Source organism: Catellatospora chokoriensis (assembly GCF_011297315.1).
Lineage (GTDB): Bacteria > Actinomycetota > Actinomycetes > Mycobacteriales > Micromonosporaceae > Catellatospora > Catellatospora citrea.
Window position 1 is genome coordinate 46,430 of the sequence record NZ_JAAOTI010000006.1, and the last position, 20,377, is coordinate 66,806.

The 20,377-nt window shown below is 71.4% G+C and carries 17 protein-coding genes; 8 read left to right on the plus strand and 9 right to left on the minus strand.

Annotated features, from left to right (window positions below):
• Positions 1-120: 120 nt before the first annotated feature.
• The 4 genes from HAV39_RS10980 to HAV39_RS10995 form a co-directional block, all read right to left on the minus strand.
• Entirely contained in the window at positions 121-759 is a 639-nt protein-coding gene (locus HAV39_RS10980; protein ID WP_191839080.1) for a GOLPH3/VPS74 family protein, read from the minus strand.
• A gap of 79 nt (positions 760-838) precedes the next feature.
• Positions 839-1,843, minus strand: coding sequence for an acetamidase/formamidase family protein (locus HAV39_RS10985; protein ID WP_120319493.1), 1,005 nt, complete (start codon positions 1,841-1,843; stop codon positions 839-841).
• Complete coding sequence (locus HAV39_RS10990) at positions 1,840-3,303, minus strand: APC family permease (protein ID WP_373311809.1); 1,464 nt, start codon at positions 3,301-3,303, stop codon at positions 1,840-1,842. The genes HAV39_RS10985 and HAV39_RS10990 overlap by 4 nt, the downstream gene beginning before the upstream one ends.
• 132 nt (positions 3,304-3,435) lie before the next feature.
• Positions 3,436-3,852, minus strand: a complete 417-nt coding sequence (locus HAV39_RS10995; protein WP_170213269.1) for a helix-turn-helix domain-containing protein — start codon at positions 3,850-3,852, stop codon at positions 3,436-3,438.
• Between the two features lie 181 nt (positions 3,853-4,033).
• On the opposite strand from HAV39_RS10995, the gene HAV39_RS11000 reads away from it, so the two are divergent.
• The gene (locus HAV39_RS11000; protein ID WP_191839082.1) at positions 4,034-4,753 is read left to right on the plus strand and encodes a FadR/GntR family transcriptional regulator; all 720 of its coding nucleotides are present in this window, start codon (positions 4,034-4,036) and stop codon (positions 4,751-4,753) included.
• Entirely contained in the window at positions 4,750-5,472 is a 723-nt protein-coding gene (locus HAV39_RS11005) for a sterol desaturase family protein (protein ID WP_191839083.1), read from the plus strand. Before HAV39_RS11000 ends, HAV39_RS11005 begins: the two co-directional genes overlap by 4 nt.
• A gap of 63 nt (positions 5,473-5,535) precedes the next feature.
• On the opposite strand, the gene HAV39_RS11010 is transcribed toward HAV39_RS11005, so the two are convergent.
• The 4 genes from HAV39_RS11010 to HAV39_RS11025 all read right to left on the minus strand — a co-directional run bounded on the left by HAV39_RS11010 (position 5,536) and on the right by HAV39_RS11025 (position 10,394).
• A complete protein-coding gene (locus HAV39_RS11010; protein ID WP_191839084.1) occupies positions 5,536-6,132 on the minus strand; it encodes a GNAT family N-acetyltransferase in 597 nt (198 codons plus the stop codon).
• Positions 6,129-7,628 (minus strand): APC family permease, encoded by a 1,500-nt coding sequence (locus HAV39_RS11015; RefSeq protein ID WP_191839085.1) that lies wholly within the window; start codon positions 7,626-7,628, stop codon positions 6,129-6,131. The genes HAV39_RS11010 and HAV39_RS11015 overlap by 4 nt, the downstream gene beginning before the upstream one ends.
• A gap of 50 nt (positions 7,629-7,678) precedes the next feature.
• The gene (locus HAV39_RS11020) at positions 7,679-8,296 is read right to left on the minus strand and encodes a GOLPH3/VPS74 family protein (protein ID WP_275413942.1); all 618 of its coding nucleotides are present in this window, start codon (positions 8,294-8,296) and stop codon (positions 7,679-7,681) included.
• 253 nt (positions 8,297-8,549) lie between these two features.
• Positions 8,550-10,394 (minus strand): M14 family metallopeptidase, encoded by a 1,845-nt coding sequence (locus HAV39_RS11025; RefSeq protein WP_191839087.1) that lies wholly within the window; start codon positions 10,392-10,394, stop codon positions 8,550-8,552.
• A gap of 164 nt (positions 10,395-10,558) precedes the next feature.
• On the opposite strand from HAV39_RS11025, the gene HAV39_RS11030 reads away from it, so the two are divergent.
• The 6 genes from HAV39_RS11030 to HAV39_RS11055 all read left to right on the plus strand — a co-directional run bounded on the left by HAV39_RS11030 (position 10,559) and on the right by HAV39_RS11055 (position 20,013).
• On the plus strand, positions 10,559-10,831 hold the full coding sequence (locus HAV39_RS11030; protein ID WP_191839088.1) for a Smr/MutS family protein: 273 nt from the start codon (positions 10,559-10,561) through the stop codon (positions 10,829-10,831).
• Between the two features lie 131 nt (positions 10,832-10,962).
• The gene (locus HAV39_RS11035) at positions 10,963-12,792 is read left to right on the plus strand and encodes a fibronectin type III domain-containing protein (protein ID WP_191839089.1); all 1,830 of its coding nucleotides are present in this window, start codon (positions 10,963-10,965) and stop codon (positions 12,790-12,792) included.
• A gap of 122 nt (positions 12,793-12,914) precedes the next feature.
• Positions 12,915-15,515 (plus strand): fibronectin type III domain-containing protein, encoded by a 2,601-nt coding sequence (locus tag HAV39_RS11040; RefSeq protein ID WP_239120720.1) that lies wholly within the window; start codon positions 12,915-12,917, stop codon positions 15,513-15,515.
• 93 nt (positions 15,516-15,608) lie between these two features.
• Positions 15,609-16,631 (plus strand): AAA family ATPase, encoded by a 1,023-nt coding sequence (locus tag HAV39_RS11045; protein WP_120319482.1) that lies wholly within the window; start codon positions 15,609-15,611, stop codon positions 16,629-16,631.
• On the plus strand, positions 16,628-17,806 hold the full coding sequence (locus tag HAV39_RS11050; RefSeq protein ID WP_191839090.1) for a DUF58 domain-containing protein: 1,179 nt from the start codon (positions 16,628-16,630) through the stop codon (positions 17,804-17,806). Before HAV39_RS11045 ends, HAV39_RS11050 begins: the two co-directional genes overlap by 4 nt.
• On the plus strand, positions 17,800-20,013 hold the full coding sequence (locus HAV39_RS11055) for a transglutaminase TgpA family protein (protein WP_239120719.1): 2,214 nt from the start codon (positions 17,800-17,802) through the stop codon (positions 20,011-20,013). The genes HAV39_RS11050 and HAV39_RS11055 overlap by 7 nt, the downstream gene beginning before the upstream one ends.
• 65 nt (positions 20,014-20,078) lie before the next feature.
• On the opposite strand, the gene HAV39_RS11060 is transcribed toward HAV39_RS11055, so the two are convergent.
• On the minus strand, positions 20,079-20,357 hold the full coding sequence (locus HAV39_RS11060; RefSeq protein WP_191839092.1) for a hypothetical protein: 279 nt from the start codon (positions 20,355-20,357) through the stop codon (positions 20,079-20,081).
• Positions 20,358-20,377 lie beyond the last annotated feature (20 nt).

Here is a 20,377-nt window from a genome sequence, read left to right on the forward strand (position 1 = left end):
GGCGTATCGCGGTCAGTTGTCCGCGACCGGAGCCCAACATAGGAGTTGGATGCAACGCTCCGCTGGCGGATTCGTCCGTGACCGCGTGCGGTCCGCCGATCTTCGGCGCCGTGGCCTTGGTCAGCCGTGTGCCTGCAGGGCGACGGCGGCGACGGCGGAGTCGACGGCGGTGAGCAGGTCCCGGTAGCCGGGTGCGAGGCGCGCGGGCAGTTCGGCCAGGCGCTGGCGCACGGTCGATGGGGACAGGGTCGGGGCGACGATGTTCAGGTCGACGGCGTTGGCGATGCACGCCAGCAGCGCCGACTGGGGGTCGAAGTCGGCGGGACGGCCGATCAGGAAACCGAGCCGCACCACCGAGCGGGTGGCCTCGTTGGCGTCGGTCGCGGGGAAGCGGACCTGCACCCGGCCGGTGAAGCCGCGGCTGGTCTCGCGCTTGACGACGCCGCGGCCGACGAGGCGGTAGGCGACGAGTTCCTTGATGTCGGCTCGCAGATGCTCGACCCACTGGTGCACCCGGTGCCCCGGGCCGACCCGCTGCAGCAGTGCCACGATCTGGTCGACGACCGGGTCGCCGTTCTGCTTCGCGGTCCAGCCCGTGACACGGCCGCCGTCGACGGTGAGCGTCTCGGCGATGAGCAGTTCGCCGAGCGCCGCCGCGGCCAGGCCGACCGACAGCACGTCGTGGTTGAGCTTCGGCTTCCCGCTGTATTCGTCGTGGCCCATGACGAACAGCTCGTCCGCTAGCGCGAGCTCTGGCATCGATTCCCCCCAATGAACCCCGGAAACGCGTTGTGGCCGGAGCACCGCTCCGGCCACAACGCCTGATCTGTTCCTGCTGTTACCGGTATGCCGCGCCCAGCGCCTTGAGCCGGTGGTGCACCCCGTCGTACGCGCCCGCGCGTCCCAGGTACGCCTTGGCCACCTTGGCGACCATCGTGTAGTTGGTGTCGCAGACGTTGCCGACGGGCGCCTCCCCGGCCTGGCTGACCAGCTGCAGCGAGTCGAGCAGGTCGAGGCCGGTCAGCTCGGACACCCAGGTCACCAGGTCGTGCTGGCTGATCCGGAACGCGTCCTCCAGCGGCCGGGCCGAGCCGGTCGCCATCAGGTGCGTGTCGGACTCCAGCCGCGGCCACGGCGTGCCGACGCCCTTGATCAGGTCGACGACGAGCACCGTCTCCATCGCGGCCTCGACCGCGACGCCGGACACCTCGCCCTGGCCCTGGCGGGCGTGGCCGTCACCGACGGCGAACAGCGCGCCCTCGACGTTGACGCCGAAGTAAGCGGTCACGCCGGCCCGCAGTTCCGGGGTGTCCATGTTGCCGCCGTGCGCGTCGGGCGTGATCGTCATCCGGGCCTCGAACGCGCCCGGCGCGACGCCGACCGTCCCGTGCATCGGGTCCAGCGGCAGGTCCACCGTGAAGTCCGAGTTGCGGGCCGAGTAACGGGCGACACCCGCGGCGAGGTCGATGTCGTACACCCAGACCCGCTCCTCCAGCGGCGGCTGCAGCGTCGCCGTGTGCGACGTCGACGTCAGCGCCCCGAAGTGCGGGAAGGTGCTCGACACGGCCCAGTCGCGGGCCGGGGTGATGGACACGAAGTGCAGCGCCAGGGTGTCGCCCGGCTCGGCCCCTTCGACGAAGAACGGGCCGGTGACCGGGTTGAGGTACGGGAACCGGCAGACCTGCGAGGGCAGGTCGCCGAATCCGCGCACCACGCCGCCGAAGCAGTCCTCTGTGCGGATCTTGAGCACGTCTCCGGGGCGGACCTTGGCCACGGGCGGGTTGGGCCCGAAGGTGTAGGCGAGCTGCTCCGGTGTCGGGTTGAACTCGATGTACTCGCTCACGCGGCGTCCACGCCGCCTTCGGTGCCGCCGACGCCGGACAGCTTCGGCCGGCGGCCCATCGCGAACAGCACGCCGAGCACGACCAGGCCGAGGCCGATCCAGATGAAGCCGGTGATCTGGGTGTAGAGCTTCATGTTGATGAGCACCGCGACCAGCAGGCCCGCGCCGACCAGTGGCACGACCAGGTGCAGCAGCCAGTTGCGGCTGCCGTTGCGCACCACGTAGTGCCAGATGACGGCGGCGTGCAGCGCCAGCCAGGCCACCATCGCGCCGAAGTTCACCATGGTGGCGATGAGCGTGATGGTGTCCTCGCCCTTCTCGGTGAGGTAGTACAGCGCGGTGCCGCTGATGGCCAGCGAGACGGCGGCGGTGAACAGGACCGCGTTGACCGGCGACGCGTGCTTGCTGGACACCTTGGCCAGGAACTTGGGCAGCTGCTTGTCGCGGGCCATCGCGAACAGCAGGCGCGACAGCGCAGTCTGGGCGACCATCGAGTCGGGCAGGCCCCACGCGATCGCGGTGGCGACCAGGCACAGCGTGGCCAGCCACGGGGCGCCCGCGGCGGCTTCGGCGGCGGCGTAGAACGCGTTGCCGATGGTGGCGGCATCGCCGTTGATCAGGCCGGCCGGGTCGGTGACGAACAGCGACGCGACCCAGGTCTGGGCGATGAAGATCAGGCCGGCGAGCAGCAGCACCACGGCCATGGCGCGGCCGACCTGGCGGGAACCGCCCTTGCTCTCCTCGGCCAGCATCGAGATGCCGTCGAAGCCCAGGAAGCTCAGCGCGGCGACCGACACCGAGCCGAGCACGATGCCGAAGCTGAAGTTGTCGGAGTTGAAGAACGCGGTGGTCCAGTCGCCGTTGCCGCGGCCGTCGGCCAGGCCGATGACGCCCATGACCAGGAAGATGCCCAGCACGATGAGCTCACCGGCGATCATGATGTTGATGGCGACCGCGGTGAGCCGGATGCCGAAGTAGTTGATCACGGCGTTGATGGCGACGAAGCCGACCAGCCAGATCCACGCCGACACCGACGGCACCGCCGCCTCGATGGTGACCGAGGCGACCAGGTAGAGCAGGCCCGGAACCAGGAAGTAGTCGAGCATGATGGCCCAGCCGGCGATGAAGCCGACCGGTGCGGCGATGCCGCGGCCCGCGTAGTTGTAGACGGAGCCGGCGATCGGGAACGCCTTGATCATCTGCGCGTACGACGAGGCGGTGAACAGCATCACGACCAGGCCGGCGATGTACGCCAGCGCCACCATGCCCTGGGAGGCCGCGTACACCGAACCGAAGATCGCGAACGGCGCGATCGGCACCATGTAGATCAGGCCGTAGAACAGCAGGTCGGTGAAGGTGAGCGAGCGGCGCAGCTGCGGGGTGTAACCGAAGCTGCTGAGCTCGGGGTCACCGGCCGGTGTGGCCGCGTCCCCCGTGGCCGCCGTGGCAGGCGTTAGCACGGACATAACCGGAGCCTCCAGTAGTTGTCTGATTCTCGACGTAGAGTGGCGCCGCGTTCACGCCAACGTCTCATTTGCGAGCACTACCGTTGCGCCGCATAGATGTCCGATCCGGACAAGTACTCGTACCGGCTAGTTGTCCGTGCCATCCAATGCGGCCAGCGCGTCCCGGACGAACGGGTGAGTCGCCGACAGGTTCGTGTCCGCCAGCACCATCGACAGCAGCCGCCGGGCGTCGTCGACCGACGCCTCCCCGGTCTCCTTGCGCCGGCGCCGCCGCCCGTCGCTGGCCTGCTGCTCGGCCCGCACCGCCGGATACATGCCCGACAGCAGGCCGCCGGTCTGCAGCACCTCGTCGCAGCGGCGCGCCAGATCCTCGGTCGGCCAGCGCTCGCCCGACTCGACCTTGGCGATCATCGCCTCGCTGTGCGGCATGCGCTGCGCCAGCCGGCCCTGCGAATACCCGCGCACGCCACGCCACCAGCGCAGTTGCGCCGCGAAGTCCCGGGCTGCCGACGCCTGCGCGCGGCCCGTCAAGGGCTCGGTCATGCCCCGCCTCCGAGGGGTCCGTGTCCACAAAGGACGTACCGTACCGCCCCACCCCGTGCGGCTGAAATCACGAGACAGTAAACAACACCGAATCGCAGCAGTCCATGCGTGAATCGCCGTGAATCGACACTACTGGTCAGACCACTTGACCACCTGACACGTTTCGTCGATGGTGGACGGTATGACATTCGCGAAGATCGAACGACGATCACTGCCCGGCGAGGTCTACGACCGCGTGCTCGGCGAACTCGTCGCCGGCTCGCTCACCCCCGGCCAGGCCCTGCCCAGCGAACGCGCCCTCGCCGAAGCGCTCGGCGTCAGCCGACCCGCCGTACGCGAGGCGCTGCAGCGCATGGCCCACGCCGGCCTGGTCAAGGTCCGCCAGGGCGGGGCGACCACGGTCAGCGACTTCCGCCGCACCGGCGGCCTCGACATCCTCGGCCACCTGCTGCTGCCCGGCGGCGACCTCGACCTCGCCGTCGCCCGCAGCATCCTCGAAGCACGCCTGGCCATCGGCCCCGTCGTCGCCGGACTGGCCGCCGAACGCCACGGCCACGCCACCGCCCTGCCCGCCGCCGTGACCGCCATCGAGACCGACACCGACCCCGTCGGCCGCCAGCGCCAGGCACTGGCCTTCTGGGAACTGGTCGTCGACGCGGCCGACTCCGTCGCGTTCCGGCTGATGTTCAACAGCCTGCGCGCCGCCTACGAACCCGCCCTCGTCGCCCTGTCGACAGTCATGGCCGATGAGGTCGACCGCGTCGACGCCTACCGGGCCCTGGCCGCCGCGATCACCGAAGGCGACGCCGACACCGCCCGCCGCCTGGCCCACGACCTGCTCAACCACGCCACCCAGACGCTGCTGCACGCCCTCGACCTGCTGGAAGGAGCCCGCAGATGAGCCACATCGACAAGGCCGCCGCCGAGCGCGCCGCCCGCGACCGGCTCGCCGCCGACGAAGCCGCCGCCACCGGCCCCACCCGCACCGCCGTGACCCTGCGCCAGACCTTCCGCCGCTTCTGGCACCACCCCAGCCCCTGGATGATCCTGGCCGTGCTGACCGCCGCGCTCGCCTGGCGCGTCGCCGAAGGCGGCTGGACCCTGGCCGACCTGCGCGCACCGGCGCTGCTCGTCGCCACGTTCCCCGCCCTCGAATGGGTCGTGCACGTGTTCGTCCTGCACTGGCGGCCCCGCAAGGTCGCCGGACTGACCGTCGACACCGAACTGGCCCGCGACCACCGCCGCCACCACGCCGACCCCCGCGACATCCCGCTGGTGTTCATCCCATGGCGGTCGCTGACGCTGGTCATCGCCGCCTACACCACCGGCGCGGTGCTGGCGTTCCCGAGACTGGGCGAGGCCCTCACCTTCATCATCGGCGTCGCGGCCGTCGGCCTGCTCTACGAGTGGACCCACTACGCCATCCACAGCGACTACCGGCCCCGCGGCAGGCTCTACCGGGCCGTGTGGCGCAACCACCGGCTGCACCACTACAAGAACGAGCACTACTGGTTCACCGTCACCACCGCCGGCACCGCCGACCGGCTGCTGCGCACCTACCCCGACCCGGCGACCGTGCCGACCTCCGCCACCGCGCGCAACCTGCACTCGGCGACCTGAACCCGCGCACACGAAACGGGGGCGGTGATCAAGTGATCACCGCCCCCGCTGCCGATCCCGCGGTCAGCCCTGCGGCTCGCGCCACATCGGGTACAGCGGCGGACCGTCGTCGGGCAGGTGGTAGGCCTCACCCAGCATCGCGAACCCGTGCCGCAGGTACAGATCCCGCGAACCGGCGCTCGACGCCTCCAGGTAGGCCGGCACACCCGCGGCGTCCAGCTGCGCCAGCCGCCGCCCGAGCAGCTCGCTGCCCAGACCGGTGCCCCGCAGCCCCGGCCGCACGGCCAGCAGCGCCAGGTGCCAGTGCGGGCGGCCGTGCGGGTGGTGCTGCGCGAACGTCTCGTCCAGCAGCGCGAACCGCGCCGCGTGCGGGCCCGCCAGCTCCACCAAACGCTCGTCGTACGCGTCGATCCACGGTGCCTCGACCGTGTTGTCGAACCAGACCGCGACCGCGTCGTCACCGGCCACGTCCACGGCCCCGTGCTTCAGGGCGTGCTCGGCGAACCAGGCGAACTGCCCGGCCATGATGCGCTCGCGCTCGACCGGTTCGTCGAGCAGCCAGTGCGACACGGCCAGCTCCTGGAACGACGCCGAGATGAGGCGTCCCGCAGCCGCGGTGTCCACGGCCGGAGCCGTCGACACCGCGTCCGAGCCGGTCATACGCCGACCTTCGGGGCCTCCGCCGGCGCGACCTCGGTCTTGCCGCCCTCGACGCCCTTGCCGATCGCCGCGTACAGCGCCGGCTTGGTGCTGCGCAGCACCAGCGCCCAGACCACACCGATGACCGCGACCAGCAGGTACAGCCCCGGCAGGATCCAGCGCGCCGCGTGGTCGTCGCCGGTGCCGAGCATGGTGCCGTAGTCACGGACCGTCTGCTGCACCGCCCAGATCAGGAACAGCGCCGACAGCACCGGGGCGATGACCCGGGTCCACAGGCTCTCGCCGCGCTTGTCCTTGGCGAAGTACAGCACCACGGCGACGCTGGTGCCCGCGAGCAGCAGCAGCACGCCGAAGCCGCCGGTCATGCCCAGCCAGAAGAACAGGTGGGTGAACGGGTCCAGCTGGAAGATCGCGTACACGAGGATGACGGCCAGGCCGATGACGCTCTGCAGGATCGAGGCGCCGACCGGGGCGCCCGAACGCGCGCCGGTGCGGGCCAGCGAGCGCGGCAGCACGCCCTCACGGGCCAGCGAGAACGTGTAGCGGGCCACGGTGTTGTGGTACGACAGCATCGCCGCGAAGGCGCTGGTCACCAGCAGCACGTTGCCGGCGTCGGCGAAGAACGAGCCCAGGTGCTCGCCGGCCAGCACGAACATGAGGTCGGCCTGGGCGGCGTGCTCCTGCGACTGAACGACGATGTTGTCCGGGCCGGTGGCCACGGTCAGCGCCCACGCGGTCAGCGCGTACACGAACACCATGACGCCGAGGCCGCCGAAGGAGGCCAGGGCGATCGTCTTGCGGGAGTCGCGCGACTCCTCGGCGAACACCGGCGGGGCCTCGAACCCGACGAACGCGGTGACGGTCACGGTCAGCACCGCGCCCAGCGCGCCGCCGATGAACAGGTTGTCCGGCGCGAACGCGGCGAAGCTGACCCCGTCGGCCGGGTTGGCGATGAACACGACGTCGTACAGCAGCACGATGGCGAGCTCGGCGACGAGCACGACCAGCAGCAGCTTGCTGTTGATCTCGACGCGGGACAGGCCGAGCACGGTGACGGCCAGCCACGCGACCAGGGCCAGGATCCACCAGGCGACCTCGACGTTGAACATCACGGCGAGCAGGCCGGAGCCGGCCGCGCCGAAGATGCCGTAGAGGCCGACCTGCAGCAGGTTGTAGCCGAGCACCGCCGACAGCGCGGCGGCCACGCCGGCGGGGCGGCCCAGGCCCTGGGAAATGTAGGAGTAGAACGCGCCGGCGTTGCGGATGTGCCGCGACATCGCGACGTAGCCGAACGTGAACAGCGCCAGCGCGGCGCCGATGAGCAGGATGCCCAGCGGGAAGCCGATGACCTGGACGTTGGCCCAGCCGGCGACGATGACGCCGCCGATGACCATGAGCGGCGCTGCGGCAGTCAGCGCGAACGACGCCACGGACGCCGAACCGAGCCGGTCGGCGGCCAGTGCCGACGACAGCGCGGAGCTAGGGGGTGCGGACACGGTGTTGCTCCTTGAGGGGTGGGGGGTGAAGGGGGGTGGAGGATGTTGGATCAGGTGAGCTTCGCCACTGCCTTGCTGACGGCGAGCTCGGTCTCCGCGATGAGCACCCGCACCGGCTCGTCGAGCACCGCGATGATGCTCGACAGGCTGCGGCCGCGGACGTCGTCCCAGGCGAAGGTGGTGCTCAGCCCGGTCGCGAAGGCGAGCCCGGCCAGGATGCGGTCCTCGACGGACATCTCCTCCTGCCGGCGCAACCGCCCGATGAGCCTGGCGGTGGGCCAGGCCGCGTCGTTCACGGACACCGGCATGTATCGGCGCTGCACGCTGAGCAGTCGGCGCGTCTCGACCAGTTGGAGCGCCCCCGCGGCGGTCATCCTGACGGCGATGTCGGACTCGGCACTGAGCCCGAGGAAGGTGAGCCAGTCCCGCACCGGGTGCAGCTGCGGCTCGGCCAGCAACTGCCCGTGTACGCGGGCGGCCAGCGCGTCGGGCGGCGGCGGGGCGTTGCGCACCGCCACCCCCTCGGCGGCGGGACGCACCAGGTCCAGCATGCACAGCTCGGCCAGCAGCGCTGCTGCCAGACCGAATCCGACGGCTTTGGCGTGCAACCGGGAGTCGCCGCTGACATCGTCATGCGTCATCAAGTAGAACTCGTCGGCTATGGGCACGAGAAGGCACCCTACAGAATGGATCTACCCGCTGTCACCGCCGAGCACGCACTGTTTACCTTCCCGAACCGCAGGTAGCGTCCTATATGGATGGCTGAGAGCGTTTGCACACGCAATATTCCCAGCCGATTTCGCCCGACCCGGGCACGAACCGGGCGGCCCCGCCGCCGCACCGGTCACCGGACCGGCACGGACAGTGAGACCGCCCCATTCACGCGTCGCGCAGCCCGGCCTCAGCGGGCCGGGCAACCCGTCACGACTGCGTCACCGTGATGTTGTCCAGACCCGCCTCGACGAGGCTGGCCGTGCTCGCGTCCGCCGCCTCGACGAGCAACTGCACGCTCTGGCCCGCGTACGCGGTCAGGTTCGCCGACGCGGCGCCCCAGGCCCCGTTGCGGTTGCTCGCCGCGCCGGTGATGGTGGCCAGCACCGTGGTGCCGCCGCTGTGCACGACCGAGATCCGCAGGTAGTCGGCGCTCGACGAGTTCGAGCCGTGCGCCAGATACCACTGCCAGCTCGCGCTCAGCGTGCCGGTGGCCGGCAGGGTGATCGCGGGTGAGCGGATGGAGCTGACGCCGCCGTCGAGGTCGAAGTCACCCGCCGCCGTGCCCGCCGACAGACCTGTCGCCAGGTCGTTGCTGCCCGCGAACGGGGCCAGCTGCTTGGCGCCGCTGGAGTTGGTCGCCTGCGCCGTGCCGCGCGCCCACTGGCCGACGGTGGCCGTGTCGGTGCCGCCGGGGTTGACGGTCCAGCCGGTCGCGGTCTCGAACGTGTCGGACCAGACCGTGGTGCCGCCACCGCCGGTGCCGCAGTACGTCGACTCCTTGCCGATCACCCGGTACGGGCAGTCGGCCTGCTGCAGCAGCATCAGCACCGCGGCCCGGTTGCGGGTGGTCTGCGCCGTGATGACCTCGTCGGGCGGGTAGAAGCCGCCGCCGCTGCCCGAGCTGCCCGGGTACATCTCGAAGGTGTACGCCCAGATCCGGTGGGTGCCCCACATCCAGTCGATGGACGTGCCGTCGGCGATGTAGAGGTCGCTGGACTGCTCCGGGGTGTAGCTGTTCGTCGCGGCCATCTGCTGGCCCAGCGTGGCGAACGTGTTGTACTCGTCGGCGCTCATGCCGGACGGGTTGTTGGCCGTCGTGTAGCCGAACGGCCACAGGATCAGCTGCGAGTACGTGTGGAAGTCGATGTTGGCCTTGATCTGCTGGACGCCGCCGACGACCCGGCTGTTGACGAAGTTGCGCAGGTTCTGCGTCTCCGGTGCGGAGAACGACGACGGCCCGCGGTACGTCTCGCTGCTGGTCGTGCCGCTCGACCCGCCGCAGCAGCCCCACTGGTAGGACCAGTTGCGGTTGAGGTCGGTGCCGACGTTGCTCGAACCGCTGTTGGGCTGGCGGTTCTTGCGCCACGACCGGTAGCTGCCGGTGGCGATGTCATACTCGCCGCCGTCCGGATTCATGTCCGGGATGATCCAGATCTCACGGCTGTTCACGATGTTCGTGATCGCGCTGTCGGAGCCGTAGCCACTGGTGAACAGGTTCATCAGGTAGATGGCCATCTCCACCGTCAGGTGCTCACGCGCGTGCTGGTGGTGGTTGAACATCACCTCGACCTCGTTCTCGTCGGTGGCGACGTTGTCCGAGATCTTGATCAGGGGCATGTTGCGCCCCTCGTAGGAGTTGCCGATCGTCGTCACCCGGAAGATCGACGGGTACGACGCGGCCAGCGAGTTGATGACGCTCATCATCTCGCTGTAGTCGTGGTAGTTGGAGTCGGCCGGCGGGAACGCCAGCGCCTGCACGTGGTCGTCCTGGGCCGGGGCGAGCACCCTGGTCACGGTGAAGCCGAGGGCCTTGATCGCGGCAGCCTCACCCGGGGTGGCGGTGACGTCCATGATGCCGTGGTCGAAGCCGTCGATGGCCGCACCGGTGCCGGCGATCGCGTTGCGCTGGGCCAGGGTCTTGATGCCCTGGACCGTGTAGTGGCCAGACGTGCTGACCTCGGGTCCGAGCGGGGCGCCGTCGGCCGGTCCGGTCAGGACCATGGTGCCGGCCAGCGCCAAGGTGGATACGAAGACGGTTAACCGTCGCCGCATGACTGCCTCCAAGCGGGGGTAAAGGAGGCTCACAGCAGACCACCAGTTACATGGTCATTGCAATATGTCGATCTATGAAAGTGACGCTGACGCGCAGGTCGAAAGCTTTCGCCATACCCGGGCACGCTGACCAGCAACGATCACAACAGGTACGCTCAGAGGCGATGAAACTAGTACTCGATCTGCACGACATCTTCAACAAGGGCCGCGACATCGAGCGGGCCTTGAACGACATCATGGCCGAGGCCATCACCAAGAAGGCCCCCATGATCGAGATCATCCCCGGCAAAGGCTCCGGCGCCCTGAAGAAGACAGTCCTACGCTTCCTCGAACAAAAAGAGATAAAAGCCCTCTACCACCGCGTAGAGAAGGACTCCAAAAACTTCGGCCGCCTCTTCGTCCACTTCAAGCACAACACCCCCCGCGGCCGCCGCTAGCGACGATCTTGCGCGGGCTGCGGGGACGACACACTCGTTCCGGACAAACCGTCAACAGTTCGCGCAAGATCGTCGCGATCTTCGCCGCCGCGGGTGGCGGGAGGTCGGGGGGTGTGGGCAGGATGTGAGCCGTGCCGTCACCGACCTCGCTGTCCGACATCCGAAACGAGGCGCTCGCCCGCCGCGACCGCGGCGACTTGAACAGCGCCCGCACGCTGCTGGAGCAGTCCCTCGAAGCGGCGATCATGGCCGCCGGCGAGGACCACCCCGAGGTGCTGGTCACCGGCCACCTGCTCGCCACCATGCACCGGCAGTCCGGCGACCTGAGCGCCGCCCGCCGGGTGCTGGAGAACGCGCTGTACAACGGCGGCTACCGCTTCGGCGAGGAGCACCCGCTGCTGCTGTCGATGTCGTTCGACCTCGCGCAGATCGCCGACGAGCTCGGCAACCGCCACGAGGCGCGCCGCCACTACACCAGGGTCGCCACGTACGGCCCGCAGGCGCCCGGCTTCGACCCGCAGTCGGTCCAGGTCGCCCGCGCCTGGCTCGGCCCGGACGCACCCGCGCAGGCCGCGCCCGCACCGGCGACCACCGCGCCGCCGCCCGCCCCGCAGCCGCCCGAGGACAGCACCGCGGTGCTCCCGCCGCCGTCGCCGCCGACCACCTACGTGTCGCAGTCCGCCCCGGCGACGCCGCAGGCCCCGCTTCCGCCCAGCACCCCGGCGGACCCGCAGCCCGCGCCATCGGTCTGGCCGCTGCCCCCGTCGACTCCGCAGACGACCCCGTCACCGGACCCGGACGGCCGCACGGCCGTGGTCATGCCGCCGCGCACCCCGGCCACGATGCCCACCGACCGGGCCCCGGCGCTCACCCCGCCGCCGCCGAGCACCAACCCGGTCCCGCCCGCGCCTCAGCCGCCAGACGACCGGACGTCGCTGCTCAGCCAACCCGCCCGGCCGACCACCCCGGCCACGCCCACCGCGCCGGACACCGCCGACCCGACCCCGCCGCGGATCCCGCCCGCGCAGCCCACGGACCCCGCACCCGCACCCGAGGACGACCGGACCGCGCCCTACGGCCTGACCATTCCCCCACGGCGTGAGTCAGCGACCCGGGCCATGCCCATCGTGCCGACCCCGCCGTCCGTGCCGCTGCCACCCGAGCGCACCCGGCCCGCGCAGCCCGAGCCGTTCCCGCCGACGCCGCCGCACCAGCAGCTCCGGCCCGAGACCGCGCACCCCCAGCAACCGGCCCACCAGCAGCCGGCGCACCCGGATCTGCCGCCGCACCAGCAGCAGCCGCGCCAAGACCTGCCACCACACCAGCAGCCGCCGCGCCAAGAGCAGCCGCGCCACGACGTGCCGCCGGTCGACCAGACCCGCCACGCCACCGACGGCCGCCCCGCCGCCATCCCGGTGGCGCCGCCGCCGCAGACGCCCGCACGCCACCTGCCGCGACAGCCGCAGCACGTCCCCACCCCGACCGTCTTCGCACCGCCCGCCACGCCTTCCGCGCCGGCGCGGCGCAGCCGCGGCCCGGTCATCGCCGCGACGGCCGCGGCGATCGTCGCCGTGCTCGCCGCCGTGGCCACGCTGCTGTTGGTGGTCCTGCCCAAGAACGACGACCAGACGCCAGGCCCCGGCCCCACCGTCGAACCCCGCCCCGCCAGCGACGTCTTCGTCACCAGCGCACCCAACGGCGACATCACCATCAGCTGGTTCGACCCGTCCGACGGCTACGCCGCACAGGTGCTGCTCGCCGCCCGCAAGGGCGAGCAGGTCGCCACGATCGGCAAGCCCGCCAACGGTGACACGCAGTACACGGTCACCGGCCTGAACCCGAACTGGGACTACTGCTTCGTCATCATGAGCATCTACAGCCAGGTTGACCTGCTGCAATCCACGCCGGTCTGCACCGACCGCGCCGCGGCGGCCGCACCCCCGCCCAGCGTCACACCATGAGCGTCCTCACTCGACTTTCACCCTTCACCTGCAACGCCTAGGATGACGTCGGCTTCTGGGGAGAACGCCAGTCGGCGAGCGGGGTGGCTCCGACACCCCGCGCTCATGGGGAGGGGCGATCCGTGGCGGATCTGTCACCGAGCGCGATCACACGCAAGGCACGGACCAAGGGTGGCATAGTCACCATCGTCACGGTGCTGGCGATGCTGGCGGCCATGAGCCTGACCTGGTTCGGGCTCAGCGCCAACGACCAGGTCTCGGCCGGCTACGACAGCAGCTCCTGGCTGTGGAGCCTCACCCGCGGCGAACTCGCCCGGGTCAACGGCCTGACCGGCAAGGTGGACACCCGCTCGCAGGCCCTCGCGGTCTCGCAGGGCCACTACGTGCAGGTCAGCCAGTCCGACCGCTACCTGATCGTGCGCGACCAGCACACCGGACGGATCAGCGCGCTCGACCCGGCGACGCTGCAGATCACCGCGTCGCAGGAGTCGCAGGCGGGCCTCGGCGTGCAGGTGGCGCTGCACAACCAGGCGGCGTTCATCATCGACCCGGTGCAGGGCGTGGTGCGCCAGCTGGACCCGGCGACGCTGCAGCCGATCGGTGAGCCGCTGCGCTACCCGCCGGGCATCACCGGCGGCCACTTCGACGGCACCGGCCGGCTCTGGGTGGCCGTGCCCAGCCAGGGCACCGTTTCGGTGATCACGCCCGCGCCGCTGAGCCCGCCGTCGGGCGGCACCGGCGGCAGCGGGCCGACGCTGACCCGCACCGAGTCCGTCGCCGAGGCGTTCCACGACCTGGCGCTGTCCGCGCTGGACGACGGCGTGGCGGTGCTCGACCAGACCAACGGCTCGCTGACCCTGCTGCGCGGCAAGGACCTGAAGAAGGTCGAGATCGCCGGCGCGGCGGGCGGTGAGATGCCGGACCGTTCGACCGGCAAGGACATCGCGGTGACCGTCGTCGACGGCCGCAAGGTGTATGCCATCTCCGGCGAGAAGGTGAACGAGTTCGCGGTGCCCGGCGCCGGCGGCGCGGTCCGCCCCGCGGTGGCCTGGGCGGGCCTGTTCTACCTGGCCGACGACGCGGCGGGCAAGGTCTACGCGATCGACGGCGAGGGCAAGCTCGTCAACACCATCGAGGCGGGCAAGCCCGGCGCCCGGCTCGACCTGGAGGTGCGGGAGAACCAGCTGTTCATCAACGCGCCCGACGGCGCGACGGCGCGGGTGGTCAACGACAAGAACGAGGTCCGGGTCGTCGACAAGTTCAACGACGACGTGGTCGGCGGCGACCCGCCGCCGGTGACGCCGCCGCCCCCGCCGAAGCCGCAGATCGGCAAGCCGGGCGCCCCGCGCAACGTCACCGCCGCGGCGGGCGACTCGCAGGTGCGGCTGAGCTGGGGCAAGGCCCCCGAGAACGGCTCGAAGATCACCAAGTACGTGGTGGAGGGCGACGGGCGGACCTGGACGGTCGGCGCGCGCAACCGCTCGCTGGTGGTCGACAAGCTGACCAACGGCACGACGTACACGTTCACGGTGTACGCGGTCAACGGCAAGGGCGACGGCCCGTCGCGCAAGAGCAACCCGGTGATGCCGACCGGCGACGTGCCGGGTCCCGCGACGGACGTGAAGGCGGTCGAGCAACCCGACGGCACCGTCGAGGTGAGCTGGACCGCGGCCAACGGCCAGGGCCGCAAGATCACGCGGTACGAGGTCACGGCGATCGACTCCGGCAGCGGCGCCCTGATCGGCACCACCACCGGCGCCACCAGACTGGTGGTCAAGGACGGCGAGCTGGAGTACGGCACGCAGTACGCGTTCACGGTGGTCGCGATCAACGACAAGGGCGCGGGTTCGGAGGTGTCGCAGCCGTCCGGTTCGGTGGTGCCGTTCAACAAGCCCGCACAGGTGCGCAACCTGTCCGCGGCCACGGTCGGCTCGGCCAGGGGCACGGTCCGGGTGAGCTGGCAGGCCGGGGCCGACAACGGCCGCCAGATCACCGGCTACCGGGTGACCGCGGGCGGCAAGAGCCAGACCGTCACCGCGACCAACGCGACCCTCGACGGCTTCGGCGACGGTGAGATCGTCGGCGTCGACGTCGCCGCGGTCAACGAGGCCGGCACCGGTCCGGCGGACACCACCAGCGCGAAGACCATCGCCGACGCGGCCGTGTCGAACGTGTCCGCCGGTGGCGCGACCTACAAGGGCTTCACGGTGAACTTCGCCTACGACGACGGCGGCGGCACCGCGACCTGCACGGTGACCATCAACGGCGCGGCCCGCGCGGTCGCCTGCAACACCGGCGCGAGCGGTTACACGGTCAACGAGGTCGCGACCGACAGCGCGTTCACGATCACGGTGTCGGTGCAGAACGCCACCGGCCAGGCCGCGACGTCGGGCCCGGTGACGGTGCGCACCAGGCGGCTCAACGGCACGATCCGCTGCGTGGGCTGCGCCAACGGCATCGGCATCTACAGCAACTCGCGCCAGCAGAGCAACGAGGCTGTCGGCGACGCCCAGAACGGCGACACCTTCAAGGCGTTCTGCTGGAAGCAGGGCACCGCCGGCAACCAGAGCGGCGATGCGGAACTGTTCGCGGCCGGAGAGAACAGCAACAAGCGCAGCGACAAGTGGATCCAGATCACCTACCGCGGCAACCAGCGCTACGTCCCGTTCATCTGGCTCAACCTAGACGACGGCGACGACTACAACGACGTGCCGCAATGCTGATCCGCTGAGCTTCCCCGGCACGAGCCCGCAAGGCGTTCGTGCCGGGGATTCTCCGTCTCCGCCCCTCTTTCGAGCACAAAGGACACACCCGTCATGAACCAGCCCCTCCCACCGCTGTCCGCCGGTCAGGTCCGCGCCTTCGCCGACCTGACCGGGAAGCTGTCCGGCGCGATCTCGACCGTGGTGCTCGGCAAGCCGGAGGTGGTCCGGCTGGCGCTGGTCGCCATGTTCGCCCAGGGCCACGTCCTGCTCGAGGACGTGCCGGGCACCGGCAAGACGACCCTGGCGCGGGCCATCGCGGCATCGGTGCAGGGCGCGTGGCGGCGCATCCAGTTCACGCCCGACCTGCTGCCCTCCGACGTCAGCGGCGTGACCATCTTCAACCAGGCCAGCCGCGGATTCGAGTTCCACCCCGGGCCGATCTTCGCGAACATCGTCATCGCCGACGAGATCAACCGGGCGTCGCCGAAGACCCAGTCGGCGCTGCTGGAGGTCATGGAGGAGCGTTACGTCACCGTCGACGGCGTACGCCACGCGGTGCCGCGCCCGTTCATGGTCGTCGCGACGCAGAACCCGGTCGAGATGGACGGCACCTACCGGCTGCCGGAGGCGCAGCTGGACCGGTTCCTGATGAAACTGTCCGTCGGCTACCCCGACGAGGCCGTCGAGATCGAGGTGCTGCGCGGGCACACGCTGCGCTCCCCCGACGCGATCACCCCTGTCACCGACACCAAGACCATCGGCGAGGCCGTCGCGCTGGCGCACCGGGTGCACATCGCCGACCCGCTGTACGCGTACGCGGTGCGCCTGGCCGTGGCCACCCGCGAGCACAAGCACGTACGCGTCGGCGTCAGCCCCCGCGGCGTCATCGCGCTGACCCGCGCCGCCAGCGCGTACGCCCTCACCGAGGGCCGCGGCTACGTGCTGCCCGAAGACATGAAGGTGCTGATCGAGCCGGTGTTCGCACACCGCGTGCTGCTCACCCCCGACGCGCAGCTGCGGGGGGTCACCGCGACCGAGGTGCTGCGCGACGCGGTCGAGGCCGTGCCCGTGCCGCTGCCCGGCCAGGAGGCCCCCACCGGCGAGCCGGCCGCGGCGGCCCGGCACGCCGGATGATCGTCACGCTGCGGGGGGTGGGCCTGACCGTCGGCGGCGTCGCGCTGCTGGCCACCGGTTTCACCTTCGGCTACCCCGAACTCGCGGTGCTCGGCGCGACCGCCGTCATCGCCCAACTGCACGCGCTGATCCACGCCGCCCTGCGGCCCCGGCTGTCGGTCACCCGGTCCGTCGAACCCGACCGGGTCGCCCGCGGCGAGGGCAGCACCGTCACCCTGACCGTGCGCAACACCGGCCGGTTCGGCGCGGCGACCCTCGTCGCCCACGACCAGTGCGGCCGGGCCGGACAGCGCGCCACCGTCCCCGTGCCGCTGCTGCGGCTGCGGCCCGGCACGGACACCGACGTGTCCTACCCGGTGCCCACCGACCGCCGCGGCGTGGTCGACGTCGGCCCGCTGCAGGTCACCCGCCGCGACCCGCTCGGGCTCGTGTCGGTGTCACGCAGCCACGGCGACACCGCCCGCATCTGGGTCTACCCCAAGAGCCACCTGATCCAGGCCGTGCCCGCCGGCATCTCCCGCAGCCTCGACGGCCGCCTCGACCGCGTCCCGCACGGCGCGATCACGTTCGACACCCTGCGCGAATACGTCATCGGCGACGAGCTGCGCCACGTGCACTGGCGCACCAGCGCCAAGGTCGGCGAACTGATGGTCCGTGAACACCTCGACACCAGCCTCCCGCAGCTCGTCGTGCTCCTCGACGACCGGGCCGGCTCCTGGGCCGACCGGGACACGACCGGCTCGGCGTCGTTCGAGAGCGCCTGCGAGGCCGCCGCGTCGATCGTCTCCGCCGCGACCCGCGAAGACCTGCCCGTGACCCTGCACCTGGTCACCGGCCCGGCAGCCGGCGGCGGCCGGATCCGCGGCGCGGCCCGCGCGCTGCTCGACCTGCTCGCCGAGGCCGAACCCGCGCCCGGCGGCGACGAACTGCTGGTCACCGCGACCAGCCGGCTGCGCCAGCACCGCCCCGGCGACACCCTGATCTACCTCACCGGCACCGCCGGACTGGCCGACCTCGCCCTGGTCTCCGGGCTCAAAGGCCCGTTCCCGTCGGTCGCCGTCGGCGTGCTCGGCCCCCGGCTGGCCACAGAACCACAGCCGGCCGGAGTGCTGCTGCTGCGCGCCGAGGACGGCGAGGACTTCGCCGCGGTATGGGACGGAGTCGCCCGATGGTAGCCCGCGCGCTGCGCATCCTCCTGCCACCGGCGCTGATCACGGCGATGCTCGTGCTCAGTGGCCTGGTCGCCGACCGGATCTACAACGGCAACCTGTTCACCGTGCTCATCGCGGGCGCCGCCGCCGGCTCGGTGCTGATCAGCCTCGCCATGACCCGGCTGCGGGCCTGGGCCGTCGCACCGCTGTCCATGCTGGGCCTGGCCGGCTACCTCACCTTCGCGCTGCACCTGTCCGCGCAGCGCGCCGGCATCACCGGCGACCTGCCGACGATCGCCCGGGAATCGCTCGGCGACGGCATCCCCCGGCTGCTGGCCGTGCTCGTCCCCGTCGAACCGCAACCCGACACGATCGCGGTGCCGGTCATCGCGACCTGGCTCGCCGGGCTCATGGCGATGGAACTGACCACCCGCGCCCGGCGCACCCTGGTCGGACTGACCCCGCCGGTGCTGCTGTTCACCGGCGCACTGTGGCTCGTCGGCCCGGCCGCACCGCGTACTCCCTGGCCGGCGCTGGCCTTCGCGGCGCTCGCGGTCGCGGCGCTGGCGTTCACCGGCCGGGTCCGCACCCCCGACACCGGCATCGACCCCGCCACCCGCAAGGCGCTGCGGCTGCGCGCCGCGCTCGCCGGAGGCACCGGATTCGCGCTGATCCTGGCCCTGGTCGCCGGGGCCGCGCCGCCGGTGGCGCAGCAGGTCACCACCGCACCGTTCGACCCGCGCAGCCTCATCGACCCGCCCGACCTGGACGCCCTCGACGAGAACCCGCTGATCAGGCTGTCCGGCTGGGCGCTGCAACCGCAGGAGAAGCTGCTCGACGCCGACCTCGCCGCCGACGCCCGGATCCGGCTCGCCGTGCTGTCCGACTACGACGGTGTCACCTGGAAGGTCGGGGCGACCTACCGACCGGCCGGGCGCAGCCTGCCCCGCCCGCCCGGCGAGTCCGCCGGCAAGCCCGTGCAGCAGCGCCTCACCGTCGCCGGGCTCACCGGCAAGCTGCTGCCCGCCGCCGCCACCCCCAGCCACGTCGACGGCGTACGCGTCGCCTACGACCAGTCCACCGGCACCATGCTGCGCCCCGAAGGGCTCAGCCCCGGCATGACGTACACCGTCACGTCGCTGCACAGCGAACCCGACGTCAACCTGCTCCCCGTCGCCGACGTGCCCTCCGGCGCCACCATGACCCGCTACATCGCGCTCGGCCCGAACGTGCCGGACAGCATCAGCCGGCTCGCCCAGCGGCTCGGCGCGGACAACGGCGCCCCGTACCAGCGGGCCCTGGCGATCGAGCAGTTCCTCGCCGAGCACTACAAGCTCGATCCGCAGGCGCCCAGCGGGCACGCGTACCCCAACCTGAACTTCTTCCTGTTCGGACCCGCCGGCACCGGTGCGGGCAAGGGCACCTCGGAGCAGTTCGCGGCGTCGTTCGCGGTGCTGGCCCGGCTGCTCAACCTGCCCAGCCGGGTCGTCGTCGGGTTCACCGCCCGCGCCGGCCAGCACCCCGTCACCGCCGGCGACGCGCTGGCCTGGCCCGAGGTCTACTTCACCGACCTGGGCTGGGTGCCGTTCCACCCGCTGCCCGACCCGAACACCGAGACCAAACCCCTGGAAGACGAGTTCAAGCCGCAGCCGGAGACGTCGCAGCCACCGCCGTCGGAGGAGCCGATCCCGACACTGGCCCCGACCGCGGACGCGTCCGGTGCCGCCCCCTCAGCCGGCGGAACGGCTGCCGGCGGCGCGAACGTGGCCCTGGTCGCCGGAGCAGGCGGTGGCGGGCTCGCCGTGCTGCTGCTCGCCGGGTTCGTGGTATTCGTGCTGCTCGCCCGCGGAGCGCTGCGGCGGCGCAGGCTCGACGAGGGCAGCCCCGACTCCCGGATCGAAGGCGCGTGGCTCGAAGTCGGCGACGCGCTGCGGCTGGCCGGGCGACCCGCCCCGGAGCATCTGAGCGCAGCGGAGGTCGTCGCCCACGCGGCCGAGGCCGCCGCACCGGTACGCGGCAAGCACGAGGTACGCCTGACCGCGCCGACGCTGGACGAGCTCGCGGTCGCGGTCAACCAGGTGACGTTCGGGCCAGGCACCGCCGGGGACACCGAAGCCGAGGCGGCACGGAGCCGGGCGCTCGCGTACATCGACGAGCTGAAGGCCCGGCGCTCGTGGTGGCGGCGGCTGCTGTGGACGCTGCACCCCGGCCCCCTGCGCTGGCGGCGCTGACACCTTGCCGGCCCGGCCCGGCCCGGTCCACCGCCGACGATCACACGGCGGTCGACCGGGCCGGGTCAGGCCAAGCGCTCCCCGCGCATGACGGCCCGGGCGACTCGGCGCAGCTGCTCCGGATCGGGTTCGAAGCCTGCGGCGATGTCCGGGTGCAGGCCCTCCCGGGTCTCCCGGAGGATCCAGGCGGCGACCTCGTCCTCGCTCTGCCCGTCGTACTGCTCGGCGACCCGGTTGGCGGCCAGTTCGAGCGCGGACGTCAGCTGTGCTTCCAGCGGTTCCTGGAGTCTGCGTGCCACCGCGTTGAGATCGTCGCCGTCGAGCGACACGTGTACCTCGGTCATGGTCAATCCTCCGGTCGTCG